Below are 12,328 nucleotides of genomic sequence, written 5' to 3' on the forward strand. Positions count from 1 at the left end.
CGGGTGGCGGGAACACCGGGGCCAGGGATGGAGCAGGTCGACGTTGGGACAGCAGGCGATGCGTCGGCCCGTGGCCAGGGCCCGAAGGGTCGAGTGAGCGGATGCGACCGGGTGGAGGTGTTCACGGGACAGGGTCCATCCACGCATGGGCCAGCATCACCACACCAGCACCAGCATCACCACCAGACCTCACCCCGCGCCATCGCAATCCATGCCATGGCACCTCAGTTCGACCGCTCGTCGCCGAGGGTCGACCGTTCGTCCGAAAGTCAGAAAATACTTGCAAACGGGCGTCTCAAACAGTTGACCAGTCTGAGCCATTTTGTATATTGGAAGTATAGGGAACGCGAACAAACCGCCGACCCACCACCTGCAGGAGCAACACCATGAACACCCTGACCCTCACCTCGAAGCTGAACAGCCGCATGATGGCCGCCGTCATCCTCGACGACGCACGCGACATCCGCCGCCTGGCAAAGGACGGGCTGGACGTGACCGGCCTCAACCTGAACGGGGACACCTGGCTCGACGTGGCGGTGGCCCGCAACTGCATGAAGGCCGCCGCGGCGATCATCATGCTCAGCGGCAGCAAGACCAAGCTCCTGAACACCGTGGACGCCAACGGTGACACCGTGCTGGACAAGGCCGTGGGGGTGGTGAGCGAGAAGTTCATGGTCATGCTCCTGAGCGCGAGCGATAAGCTGAACCTGGGCCACACGAACAGCAAGAACGTCTCGACGCTCGACCGCCTGGTGAAGCTGAACAGCAAGGCGGTGAACGACGCCCTGGCGCGCAACCGGACCATGGCCCTGGCCGCCTGATCAGCGAGCCGCACAAGCTCAGGGCTACAACCCTGGACCGACAACAGCAGGAGGAGCAGGGCCTCGGGGGAGGCGGGGCCCTGACAACATCGAAGGGAAAAAGGGGAGGGAGGAGGTAAAGCGGCGCCTGATGGCGCCGCTTTTCACATGGAACTGCTGCCCTGATCACACGAACACGCACCGCTCCTGCTGAACCGGTTGCCACGGGCACGGCGTTCGGGTCACCGCGTGCACCATGGGGGCCGCGTAGCGCGGATCGTCCACCGGGAACTCCACCCCGTCCCGCTTCCAGGAGAACGCGGGCAGGACCGGGACGATGAGCCAGTCCGCCTCCGAGGCGAGCATGTCTGCGAACGCCTCGACCTCAACACGGTTCGACCGGAACACCCGGTACTTCCCGAGCTGGGACCGCTGCGCGAACGTCCCATCGAGCAGGCAGGTCCGCTGGGCGTGCAGCTCCTCGTGCGTCACCAGGCCGTGCTTGCGCATGGTGCGGACCTGCAGGCGCTCCCGGGCCAACGTCCGCCGGTCGTACTCCGGGTCGGCCGCATGCTCGGCGATGTCCGCCTCCATCGCTTCCACCACGTCCATCCCGTCGGCGGAACCCCGGACCAACAGGGCGGACCAACGCTCGCTGGGCACCGTGAAGTAGAACGCCACCCGGAACGGCTCCGCCGGTTCCCCATCGCCCGGGCCACGGTTCGAACCACCACCGGGAAACGTCGACGGCTGGAGCCACGACACGTCCTCGACCCATTCCGGCACGAACACATCGTTGTGCGGCAGACGGCGGCCAGCCAGGTCATCGAGCCAGCGGAAAATGTAGAAGTGGGGGTCCAGAGTCCGTTCAAGCAGGTGAATCGGACGGCGTTTCGCTTTCGTGCTCGTCGTGCTCATGCAGTACCTCCATGGTCGGCAACACCCTCAACACGCACACCCGGTTCGACCGCACCCCAGGGAGCACCACCCGCTCGCGCATCGCCCGTCCGGCCCGTGGCCGCGGTGCTCGTCGTCGGGGTGGTCGTGCTCAACCGGGCGGTCAACCGCTCCCGCATCGCCACCAGGCGGTCCTGCACGTCCCGGGGCAACGGAGCGCGCGGGGGCTCCACCTCGACCGGGGCCACCGGTTTGACCTCGCGCGGGGGCACAGGCTTCCCCGCACGCAGGGCATCACGGAACGCGGCGTGCCGCGCCACCATCCGGTCGTGACGCTGGGCCCGGGCCGGATTCGACGGGCGGGGACCCAAGACGGTCGAACCATCGGGCGACCCCATGACGACCGACGAACCGGCACCCATCAGGTCCGCACCGGGGGCCAGCCCCGTACGCTCGCCAGGGACCGGGGCCATCGAACGCTTGCCGGTGCGCAGATCGTCCAGGTTGGCGGCGAGGCGGGCGAGGGCATCGGCAAGCGGCTTCTCGCGCAGCACCTGGCGTTGCTTCGCCTGGGCCACCCGCTGACCAGGCTTCGCCTGCACCGACCACCGGGCGACGCGTCGCGCCTCCTGCACCCACCGGTCGCCCGTGAGCAGCACGTGCCACCGCTCGTAGTGCTCCGCCCACCCGTCGTCCGCCAGGCTGGCCCGGGCCTCGGGGTCGAGATGCAAGGGGCTGAAGGGAGGGAAGGCGGCCCGCTCACGATCGGTCATGGACGGACGGACCAGCACCGCGTTTTCCTCCACCAACGACCAGGCCGCCTCGAACCACCGGGCGACGGGCACCTCGTACAGCGCGAACCGACCTTGCGACAGGTCGCGCCCGCCGAACTGGAATCGCAGGCGGGCCCGGACCTCACCGCTCCGCTCGTTCGGCAGACCGCGCAGGTCCCAGCCGAAGTACCCGACCTCCCCGAACACCTGGGCCAGGACACGGAACCGAGGGAAGGCCCAACGCCGCTCCAGCACGTCCATCGCGGCAACCTTCCCCTTCACCGACAGGGGCAGCACGTGGTTGGCCGCGTCCAGCAGGGCTTCGCGACGGCGGGCCAGCAGTTTGGCCGGGGCGGTCGCGCGACCGAACCCCAGCCAGTCCATGCCGCCCTTGGCGTTCTGGCATTCCGCGCAACAGAGCACCCGGTTCTCCTCCAGCGCGGACCCGCCCAGGGCCAGCGGCACCAGCAGGTCCGCCATGGCGCGCGGCGCACCGTCGATCCGCTTTCCCGTGACCGACAGGGTAAGGCCGCAATAGGCACACACTCCGTCCTGCTGGTCCGCGAGGTACCGCACCATCCACGGCTCGGTGTGACGCATGGACGCGCGCACGCCGTCAACAAGCTGGGAGAACAGGAGGTCTTGCAACGACCCGGGCACCACCTGGACCGGCGGAACGTCGACCTCTTGGCCCAGGCCGTCCTCGACGTCGTACAGCTCGTCGAACCCGTCGTCGTGGTCGAACGCGGTCAGGGTGGCGGGACGCTTGAACAAGCTCGCCATGGTCACGCCTCGCTGGATTCAACAGGAGCAGCGCGGCGCAGGGCCGCACCGTGGACACGCTCGCATGCCTCGACGATGGCGTCCGGCACGCTGATGCCGTTCAGCTTCGCGTACGTCACCAGCAGCGCGTCCAGGTCCAGGGGGATCATGAGGCCACGCCGTTTATGGGTGGCTTTCGCACGTTTGGCCCAATCGGCGTACACGGCGGCTCGGCGTTCAGGGTTTTTCGACGGCATGGGTCTCCTCCGGTTCGTTGTCGAGGCTCAACGCCTGCGGCGTCGGCATGACCCCAACCTAGCAGCGCCGAGGATTTGCGCAAGTCCTACGGACGTGCCCTGGCACCCCTCCACGGGGTTCGCCGGACGGCACCTGGAGCTTCGCTCCGGCCTCGCCGGCCGGGCTATCGGTCGTACGTTCGCGCTCGCCGCGCGGGCTGAAGGTTCCGACCGTGGGGGGAAGGTGAACCCCGGATCGGTTGGACGGTGCTGTACAGGTACAGGGGCACGACGGCTCGGGCCAGGTGAAGGTCTTCCATCCGGGGGAACGGTCGGACGTGCGGTTGGCCCGTGGCGTCGTACCAGGGATCGGGGGTGGAGGGGTAGCTCAGGCGGGCGCTGCTCGACGCGCCGGGCGCGATCGGTTGAGCGCAAGGAAGGGAAGGAGGGCACCCCGCGCACGCACGACCGGGACTGCCTCAGCGGGACGGCACAGGACCCACGCCGTCCCTGGTCCAGCATCACCGGCACCGCTGCGCGGGCGGGGGACGTGCGTTCGCTTCGCGGCACCTGCGCGGACGGCGCAACTCCTCCCGGTTCCCGGCCCCTGGCGGGGCTCGGGTACCGGTCGGGTTGACGCCTCATGTCCGCGCTGACGGTGCCGCTCCGCGACCACGCACGCTCGACCACCACCACCGGGCAGACGTTCGACCCCAAGGCGACGGCGAGGCTCCCCGGGGTACGGCGACCCACGGAACCCGCACCGTCGTACCGCACCGAGGGCGCGTCCCGGTCGTGCGTGCGCACGCCTGGACAGGGTGACGCAAGGCGAGGGTCGGGCGGCGGACGGGGTGCAGGCTTACCCGTGCCAATGCACATGTCATACCGGTCAACGGGGCGTGACCGGGTGCGCTGCGCGCGCTCGCGGTTCGACCAACCCCAGGTCTCACCGCACGACCCGACCACGCGTTGCGTTGGTGCGAATGCCAGCGTCATACCGGGCACAGGGGCATGACCCGGGGGCGCTGCGGGGCGCGAGCGTCCGGTGTACGTACACGCGGAGCGACGCACCCGAACCCCGGACAGGCGAAGGCGGACCCCCTCGCTGACGCGAGCAACCCCAACACCGTAACGTCCGCCTGGACCCGGCGACGCGTCGCCACGACCCGGTGAGGCAGGGTCGCGCTGCACGCTGCGCGCGCACCGGTACGTCCAGGCAACGGCGCACGGCAACACCGGACCCCCACCGTCGTACCGCGTCGGCGTCACGCGGGGCGTTCCGTACCGCACGGCGACGGGCACCCCCACCGGGCAGCGAAGCAACGCTCCCCGGTACAGCAACGGCGCACCCCAACGGCGGGCGTTCGTCCGAGAGGCAGGGGCGGGTCCGAACGCTGAAGGCGACACCGAACGGCGAACACCTCGGGAAGGAGGCTGTCCCTGGTGCGAGAGGAAAGGACGGGCACAGGGACAGCGGAGCGCACAGGTAGGGCGAGGACGTGCGCTGGGGGGGAAAGCGAGGTGGTACTGCGAGAGCGGAAAAGCGGTGAAGCGTCGTGCGGAGCACTCTGGTTGCGGGGATTGCGACGTCACTCCTCCTCGAGTGGAAAAACGTGAAGACGTACTCGGGGGAGAGACTGCGCAAATCCTGCAACGACACACCCTTCGCACCGTTGGTGTTTAAGAACCTACCCCCAAAACCACCGCCATCGCCTTGCTGGGCTTGGCTCGGCTGCTTATGCAACGCATAAGCAAAATGCGCACAGCACCCCGTCAAGCCCCGTCCAGCAAGGCTCAATCTGCATAAGGTGCTTATGCAAGTCGACCGTTCGTCGGCTGGTTTCGCCAAACGCTGGACAAACGGCTGGGACCTGCCATGTTGGGTCATCACCACTTCCAACAGGAGCGCCCAACATGCCTCGCACCCGCACCGTCCGAAGCCTCGCTGAAAACAGCCAGAGCGATCGCAGCGCGACGCGCAACGGCAAGACCCTCGGCATCTACGTCTCCAACGCGGAGGCCGCACGTGTCGAGGAGGAGCGCCAGGCGGCCGGATTCGACAGCACAAACCGTCTGTTGCGCGACCTGCTCTTCGGCTACCTCGACGGTCGCGACCAACTCGAAGGGTTGCGCGGAGAGCTGCTGGACGTTGTGACCCACACGATCGAGGGGGCGGTCCCGCTGATGTCCGATGCCGTTTCCTCGAAGACCGAGGAAAGCGTCCGCGCGGCGTTGAGCGACACCGGCCGTTCCGAACGGGACGCTCGGGCCAAGCTGCAGCTCAAAGTCGAAAACCTGTCCAACACCGTCGTGGCGGAGATCGAGAAGATCGACGCGAAGTTCAAGGCGATCAACGACACGTTGGTTGCGATCCAGAAGGCCCTGGCCGCCAAGGCCTAACCCCAGCGACATCACGGAGGAGACACGTGAAGACGATCGCACTGGCGGTACTCAAGATGCTGGGCGTTCCCAGAGCCCAGCCCCCGAAGGCAGTAGAACCCCAACCCGTCCAGCCCGCCGCTCCGTTGGCGGAAGACCGTGCCCTGGCACCCTTTGTCGTTCCCACCGAGATCGACCTGACCAAGCCGCTGGCGGGTCAGGTGCTCCTGGCGTACACCAAGCCGGGATCGGCGGACGGGAAGGCCCCGCCGGTCGAACTCCTCCTGACGTTCCGCGACGCGACCACCTCGGTCGCGGTCTTGGGCGGAACCGGGACGGGCAAGACCACGGGCGCGGGCATCCCGTTGCTCAAGCGGCTGCACGACGCACGCGTGGCGATGCTCGTGACCGACGTGGTGAAGGGCGACTACGCGAACGTCTGCCGGCGCCTGGACCGCACCGTGATCCTGGGTCCGGCCAGCGACACCATGCCGTGCAACCTGCTGGCGGGCTGGTCCGATCAGAAGCTGCGGGATTTTCTGACGTTGTACAGCTCGAAGGTGAAGGGCGGCGAGGCTTACTGGGGGAGCGAGGGCGTGACCGACGCGGTGCTGATCGCACGGTTCATCCGCCACGTTGAACGACGGGAGCCCACCCTGGCGGACCTGTTCCACTACCTCAACGAGCCGTTGAAGTTCGTGGCGCGCTACAAGCTGGCCCACCGGTTCCAGGCGCTCTACACCACGCAGGAGCAGCGGGACGCGGCGGAGGACACGCTGGCGGCGCTGCGCTCCCGGGAGACCGGGGCCTACGTGTTCTCCATGCTGCACTTCGCCAAGGACCCGTCGGCGAAGAAGGGCAAGACCACCGACATCATCACGCAGGTGGGCAGCGCGCCCCCGACCAAGGTTTCGATGGTGACGACGGACGACGCCAAGATTTTCGAGCAGTACGCCTGGCACGTGGCCAGCCTGCTGACCATCACCCGTCCGTTCTACGAGAACCCGAAACTTCGCCGGGCCTTCTGCGCGGACGTGGCCACCGGGATCGACTGGTTCGACCTGGTGTACGTACAGCAGCAGTTCATCGTCCTGGAAATGCCCACCCACACCTACGGCGAGGCCGCCCTGTTCGTCGCCGAGATCCTGCGGATGCAATACCACGACGTCATCCGCGCCTCACAGGACTTCCGGGACGCCCTGGTGGTGGACGGCAAACGCCTGGTCTACGGCGTGGACCGTTTCACCGGCGAGCTGCACGACGAGTTCCAGAAGATCCTGACGGCGGACGGGTCCAGCATGGACGACTCCAACTGGATCGACATTTCCCGGGGCTACGGCCACATCAACATCGTCCTGACCCAGAGCATCACCTCGCTGCACGGCAAGGCCAAGAACCACTTCGCGGTCGAGGCGTTCGTCCAGAACTGCTGCAACGTTGTGTGCCTGCCGACGATCGACGAGCGCACGCTGCACTACGTCGAGACCCTGGCCGGGCGCGCGGCGACCACCGTGCGCGAGCACCTGGTGACCCGCACGGGCCGCGAGGCGTTCGTCTACTTCGCCAGCGCGTCCATGAACGGCGGCGACACCTGGTCGGGCCTGGTGGAGATCGGCACCTCCCGGTTCCCGCACATGCGGTACACCGTCATGCAGGAGATCATGGCCCGGCCGACGCTGATGCGTGCGGCGAGCGCCGCTCCGGTTGCGCCGATCGAGGAGACCCGGGTTCCCCAATCGACGGACGAAATCACCGGCCGGGTGTTCTGCGTGACCACGGCGGCGATCAACTCGGACGGGTTCTTGGACTTCAAGAAGCGGTTGACCCGGGGCGGCCACACGATCACGGACACCGTCCGGATGAAGGCGGCGAAGGAAGGCATCGACGCCAGCGGCCACCTGGCGGAGGCGCTGGACCGGCTGGACGCGCTGTACCCGAACAAGGGCGACATCGTGGCGGTCGTGCGCGGAGGTGGGGACGTGAAGAACGGGCAGTTCGACACCTACAACGCGCCGGAAAGCGTGGCGGCCCTGGAAGCCCTGCGCGAGCGCGGGGTCTTCGTGGTGGTGGGCGTCGGGCACAGCGCGAACGACGACTGGGCGATTCACCGGGCGTGCGACCACGTGTGCGACGTGCCCTACCACGCCGGCGAGGTGGTGGCGCACCTGCTCGACAACCTGCGGTCGGCGTCGAACGAGGCGGACGTGGTGCTCGCCCGAGTGGGCGGCATCACGCTGACCAAGGGCGTCGCCAGCGACACGCCGGAACCGCAACCCAAGCCGCTGGTGAAGCCGGTGGCGGACGACCAGGCGGACGCTTCGACGGAAAGCGGGCCGGCCACCGCAGCGGTCGAGGAACTGATCGACCCGCCTTGGGACCCGCTCCCGCGCGTCGGGGCGGTGCAGAACGTCCGGCCGGCGGTCCAGCCCGATCCGTTCGACGAACCCGGCACCCCGTCCGTGGCCAGTCCCCTGGCGGCCCGTGCGGCAGCAGCACCGTCCGCTTCGGCGGAATCGCCCCGTGCCCTGGCACCTGCTAAGGTGAAGAAGCCGAGCTGGTACGCCGGGGTGGGCTCGCGGGACGACCAGGACATTCAGCGGATCATTTCCGAGCTGGACGACCCGGTCGACGGCAACGACTGACCACCCACCGGCAGGGCGCCCGCTCCCGCGTCCTGCCGGTTTGACCCGGGAGCGTACCTGTACAAGAGGTGTTGCGATGGGCATGTGGAAGAGCAGCGAGCAGGAGGGGCTGTCCGAGGTTCCGACGGAGGGGGAGAGCCCGTCGGTGGTTGAGCTGGAGCACAACCTGGCGGTGCAACTGGGCACCTTGCCGGAGGGGAACCGGAAGGCCACCGCGTCGTTGCTGCTGAACGCGATTCGGACCCGGTCGACGGTCGTGCGGATCCGGGCGTTCGTCGCGATGGGCAAGGAGCACTGGATGGGCCACGACGACCACGTGCGGATCAGGCGGGCCCGGTGGCGCTACTGGTCGTTGCCGCGCGACGTGGTGGGGCGCCACGACGAACCGATGACCGTTCAGGACGTGTCCGAACCGTCCGATCGCAAGGCGGAGGAGAGCTGGGCGCACCTGCTGGTGCGGTGCTACGCGCTCCCGATGGGGGTGATCGTGCTGGTGGCGACCCTCGGCTACCTCGCACTCCGCTGATCCCGCCTTGGTACGGCTGAATCCGTGCCAGGGCACACCTCCCTCACGTGACACCCCCAACCCCATCCCGGCGCGGGGGCCGGTTTCAAAACCCTGCTGACGCCCGTTTCCGGCGACCGATGCTCGGCCCGGGCCCATGGGCGTCAGCGGGATCGCCCGGTCCCGACCGGGTGGGGTTTCACCGCCTCCGGGCGTAACTTGCGTAACGCGGCGCGCTCGATACCCTGGGTTGGTCGATCGATCACGGGGGAGGCCCGCATGGCCATGCCAGTCCACTACGCTTGGAACCACGTGCCGCGCTGGTTGCCATCGGACCAACCGTACCGCCTGCTGGGTCCCGCGTTCACGCTGGGCGCTCTCGCAGCCGCGGCAACCTGGAGCGGCACCGTCGCGCTCGAGTGGGCGGTAGCGGGGCACACCGGCCTGCTGGGCGGTGTCTCCCACATGGGGCTCGGGGAGCACGCGGTCTACTGGCTGAAAACCGCCGCCCACGCGTTCATGTGGAAGCGTCGCCCGTTCGCGGCGGACGTTGCCGCCTACCAGGCAGCGCTCGACCAACTGAACTGGTGGCTCATCAAAGGGAAGATGCTGCTCGCCACCTTGCCGGCCGCTGGCGTGTTCGCCGCGCTGGTGAACAAGATGGCGGTGCTCCATTGCGACACCAAGCACCTGTCCGGCATGGAGTACCACGGCGGCAAGGATGCCATGGCGAAGGCGACGCTGGCCGTCCATGAGTTGAACGGCGAGGGCGCGGAGGGGTTCCTCCCGGTTCACCCGGGACTGCCCGCCTTATCGGAGTCGATCTGGGCCAAATCCATGATGGTGCTGGGCTCGGCGGGTGCCGGTAAGACGGCGATGCTCACCTGGTTGTTCCGGGCAGCGATGGAGGGCCGCCATCACCTGCTGGTGGTGGACGTCAAGGGCGACCTGTCGTTCGTGTTCGAGCAACTGAACAAGATGCTCGGCGGGCGGTCGCGCGAGATCGCGATCATCGGCATGTTCAACAAGGGCGACGCGGCCTGGGCCATCGGCGATGACCTGCGCACCGACCAGGACGCCGTGTCGTTCGCCATCGCGCAGATCCCGGAGTCGAAGGACCCGATGTGGTCGAACGGTGCGCGCGGCGTTCTGCGGGTGGTGGTGCTGTCCCTGATCCACGAGTACCGTCAGGCGCGGCGTGAAGCGCGGGCGCGCGGGCTGGAGGCGCCGCCGGCATGGCACTGGGGCCACTTGGCGCAACGCGTGCAGGCCCCGATGAAGCAGATCTACGAGTGGGCATTGAAGTACGACCCCATGGTGGCGGCCATCATCGAAGACTTCGAGCGCTCGGCCACCATCAAGTCGTTTGAAATCACCATGCGCAACTTCGCGCAGCCCATCATCGCAATGGGTCAGGCCTGGGGCGACGAGCTGCCGGGCGAACCGAAGCGTCGACGCGTGTCCCTGCTGCGCTACGTGAAGGGGATGGACAAGCCGGGCTACAACGGTGTTCGGACCATCGTCCTGCGGAACAACCAGCGGTACAGCGACATGGCCCAGGGCTACATCCGGGCGATGCACGCGTTCGTCACCGACGCGGTGATGGACCTGGGCACTGGCCAGGGCGGTAAGGCGGCCCGCAACCTGATCGTGTTCCTCGACGAGTTCGCGGCGATGGGCAAGGTCGAGAGCATCTACAAGGCGTTGGAGATGGGCCGCAGTTACGGGCTGAAGCACATTCTGGCCGCGCAGACCGAGAGTGCCCTGATCGAGATCTACGGGGAGCACGGGCTCAAGCGGATCCAGGGCAACACCGCGTTGAAGATCTACGGCCTGGCGGCAGACCCCGCGCAGGCGGCGGACATCACCAACACCTTCCCGAAGCGGCGGGTGCAGAGGTTGATCCGTGGCACCGCGGCGAAGAAGGGGCAGCCGGCGACGGAGGACGTCTACGAAGAGGCCGACGCCGTCGTGATGTCGGCGGACATCCTGTCCTCGCAGCGACGCATGGGCCCCCAGGGGCGCAAGGGCGTGCGTGCGATCGTCCGGCTGGGGGACGGCCTGTACCACCTGCTCTGGCCGTTCGCCCCGTCCGACGTGGTGCCCCGCGCTCCGGTGAAGCTCGACCTGAAACTGTCGTCCTGGCTCACCGGCGGGAAGGTGGCCCCATTCACGGACTACGCGCCGAAAGCGGGGTGGCCCGAGGTCACCGAGAAGCAGCCGGTTCCGGCGGAAGTGCCCGCGCCCGTTGGCGGGTCTGGCGGTGCGGACCTGCTCGAATCGTTCGGCCTGATGGACGGTGCGCCGGCGGACGAGGCGAAGCACGGACCCGAGGCGGTGGCAGAACCCCCGACCACCACTCTGGCCGACCGCCCACTGTCCGCGATGGAGCTGTACGAGCTGGAAATGCAGCGGAAGAAGGAGACGGTGGTGCAGACCGTGGAGGTGGACGTCGAACGCGACAGCGAGGAGTACCAGCACGCCATGGTCGACGCCGCGAACCTGCAGCGGGAGCAGGAACGCCGCGGCGACTGGCACGACCCGGGCGAGATGGACGAGTCGGCCTCCCTCCTGCTCGAAGCGGTCGCGGGCCAGGTGGCGGAGGCGGTGATCCCCGGTGGGCACCTGGTCCTGGAAGGCTTGAAGCTCGCCGAGGGCGCGCAGGGCCCGGCGAAGAACGTGGAGAACGTGATCGACAACCAGACCGGCGAGGTCCGCACGGTGACGGTGGTCGCGCCGAAGAAGCAGATCACCACCGTCCGGCAGGTGTCGGTGCGCACGCAGGCCCCGGAGAACGAGCCCGAGCGCTCGCTCTGAGGCGGGTCGAAAAATCCCCGGGGGCGGGGTTGACGCGCCTGGGGGACCCGCTAGGTTTGGGTACATCCCAACCACCGACGGAGGCGACCATGGCCACCTGGCATCTCATCAACCTGTTCCTTCTGGGCGTCGTCTTGCTTCTCAGCGTGGCGAGCCTTGTGGTCGAGTTCAACCCGAACCAGGAGTACGGGGTCGATACCGACGACGTGCAGCGCATCGTCAGCATTGCGGCGTGGAGCGTGATCATGGCCTGGCTCAGCCACGGGTGGTGGCAAGCCCCGGTGTCCGTGGCCCTCCTGGTCATCGCATTCTTCACCTACGCATTTCTGGAGAGCGACGTTCGGGCGTTGCGGGACCGGAAGAAGCGCGTGGCCGAGGCGTGGGCCACGATCCGCGCCGATCGGAAAATTCGCGAACGCGCTGCGCAACACCGGGATGAGGCGTCCGAGACCGACTGAACCAGTGGGCGCGGGCCCGCCCGTGGTGGCGCTTGACGCCCTCATTTTCGTCAGTAACC

Annotated in this window: 9 protein-coding genes; 6 read left to right on the top strand and 3 right to left on the bottom strand. The window is 67.9% G+C overall.

Annotated features, from left to right (window positions below; translation table 11 throughout):
* The first annotated feature begins 386 nt into the window (after positions 1-386).
* A complete protein-coding gene (locus HWX07_RS18705; protein ID WP_175877291.1) occupies positions 387-821 on the top strand; it encodes a hypothetical protein in 435 nt (144 codons plus the stop codon).
* 165 nt (positions 822-986) lie between these two features.
* Here HWX07_RS18705 and HWX07_RS18710 read toward each other — a convergent pair whose 3' ends face one another.
* Genes HWX07_RS18710 through HWX07_RS18720 form a run of 3 tightly spaced genes read right to left on the bottom strand, consistent with a single transcriptional unit; the run spans position 987 to position 3,489 of the window.
* Entirely contained in the window at positions 987-1,718 is a 732-nt protein-coding gene (locus HWX07_RS18710) for a hypothetical protein (protein ID WP_175877292.1), read from the bottom strand.
* Complete coding sequence (locus HWX07_RS18715) at positions 1,715-3,253, bottom strand: HNH endonuclease (protein WP_175877293.1); 1,539 nt, start codon at positions 3,251-3,253, stop codon at positions 1,715-1,717. Before HWX07_RS18715 ends, HWX07_RS18710 begins: the two co-directional genes overlap by 4 nt.
* 2 nt (positions 3,254-3,255) lie before the next feature.
* Positions 3,256-3,489, bottom strand: a complete 234-nt coding sequence (locus tag HWX07_RS18720) for a hypothetical protein (protein WP_175877294.1) — start codon at positions 3,487-3,489, stop codon at positions 3,256-3,258.
* A gap of 1,893 nt (positions 3,490-5,382) precedes the next feature.
* On the opposite strand from HWX07_RS18720, the gene HWX07_RS18725 reads away from it, so the two are divergent.
* The 5 genes from HWX07_RS18725 to HWX07_RS18745 all read left to right on the top strand — a co-directional run bounded on the left by HWX07_RS18725 (position 5,383) and on the right by HWX07_RS18745 (position 12,269).
* Positions 5,383-5,868 carry a hypothetical protein gene (locus HWX07_RS18725; protein ID WP_175877295.1) on the top strand — a complete coding sequence of 162 codons (486 nt, stop codon included), beginning with the start codon at positions 5,383-5,385 and terminating at the stop codon, positions 5,866-5,868.
* 26 nt (positions 5,869-5,894) lie between these two features.
* A complete protein-coding gene (locus tag HWX07_RS18730) occupies positions 5,895-8,489 on the top strand; it encodes a TraM recognition domain-containing protein (RefSeq protein WP_175877296.1) in 2,595 nt (864 codons plus the stop codon).
* Between the two features lie 76 nt (positions 8,490-8,565).
* A complete protein-coding gene (locus HWX07_RS18735; protein WP_175877297.1) occupies positions 8,566-9,015 on the top strand; it encodes a hypothetical protein in 450 nt (149 codons plus the stop codon).
* A 258-nt stretch (positions 9,016-9,273) separates the two neighbouring features.
* Complete coding sequence (locus HWX07_RS18740) at positions 9,274-11,811, top strand: type IV secretion system DNA-binding domain-containing protein (RefSeq protein WP_069744992.1); 2,538 nt, start codon at positions 9,274-9,276, stop codon at positions 11,809-11,811.
* A gap of 89 nt (positions 11,812-11,900) precedes the next feature.
* Complete coding sequence (locus HWX07_RS18745; protein WP_069744993.1) at positions 11,901-12,269, top strand: hypothetical protein; 369 nt, start codon at positions 11,901-11,903, stop codon at positions 12,267-12,269.
* Positions 12,270-12,328 lie beyond the last annotated feature (59 nt).

It is taken from the genome of Burkholderia sp. BCC0097, from assembly GCF_902832985.1.
GTDB lineage: Bacteria > Pseudomonadota > Gammaproteobacteria > Burkholderiales > Burkholderiaceae > Burkholderia > Burkholderia orbicola.

What these genes read in the sequence shown, in the direction of transcription:
- HWX07_RS18720 (WP_175877294.1), bottom strand. Translation starts at nt 3,489, where the DNA reads ATGCCGTCGAAAAACCCTGAACGCCGAGCCGCCGTGTACGCCGATTGG.
- HWX07_RS18740 (WP_069744992.1), top strand. Translation starts at nt 9,274, where the DNA reads ATGGCCATGCCAGTCCACTACGCTTGGAACCACGTGCCGCGCTGGTTG.
- HWX07_RS18745 (WP_069744993.1), top strand. Translation starts at nt 11,901, where the DNA reads ATGGCCACCTGGCATCTCATCAACCTGTTCCTTCTGGGCGTCGTCTTG.
- HWX07_RS18735 (WP_175877297.1), top strand. Translation starts at nt 8,566, where the DNA reads ATGGGCATGTGGAAGAGCAGCGAGCAGGAGGGGCTGTCCGAGGTTCCG.
- HWX07_RS18715 (WP_175877293.1), bottom strand. Translation starts at nt 3,253, where the DNA reads ATGGCGAGCTTGTTCAAGCGTCCCGCCACCCTGACCGCGTTCGACCAC.
- HWX07_RS18725 (WP_175877295.1), top strand. Translation starts at nt 5,383, where the DNA reads ATGCCTCGCACCCGCACCGTCCGAAGCCTCGCTGAAAACAGCCAGAGC.
- HWX07_RS18710 (WP_175877292.1), bottom strand. Translation starts at nt 1,718, where the DNA reads ATGAGCACGACGAGCACGAAAGCGAAACGCCGTCCGATTCACCTGCTT.
- HWX07_RS18705 (WP_175877291.1), top strand. Translation starts at nt 387, where the DNA reads ATGAACACCCTGACCCTCACCTCGAAGCTGAACAGCCGCATGATGGCC.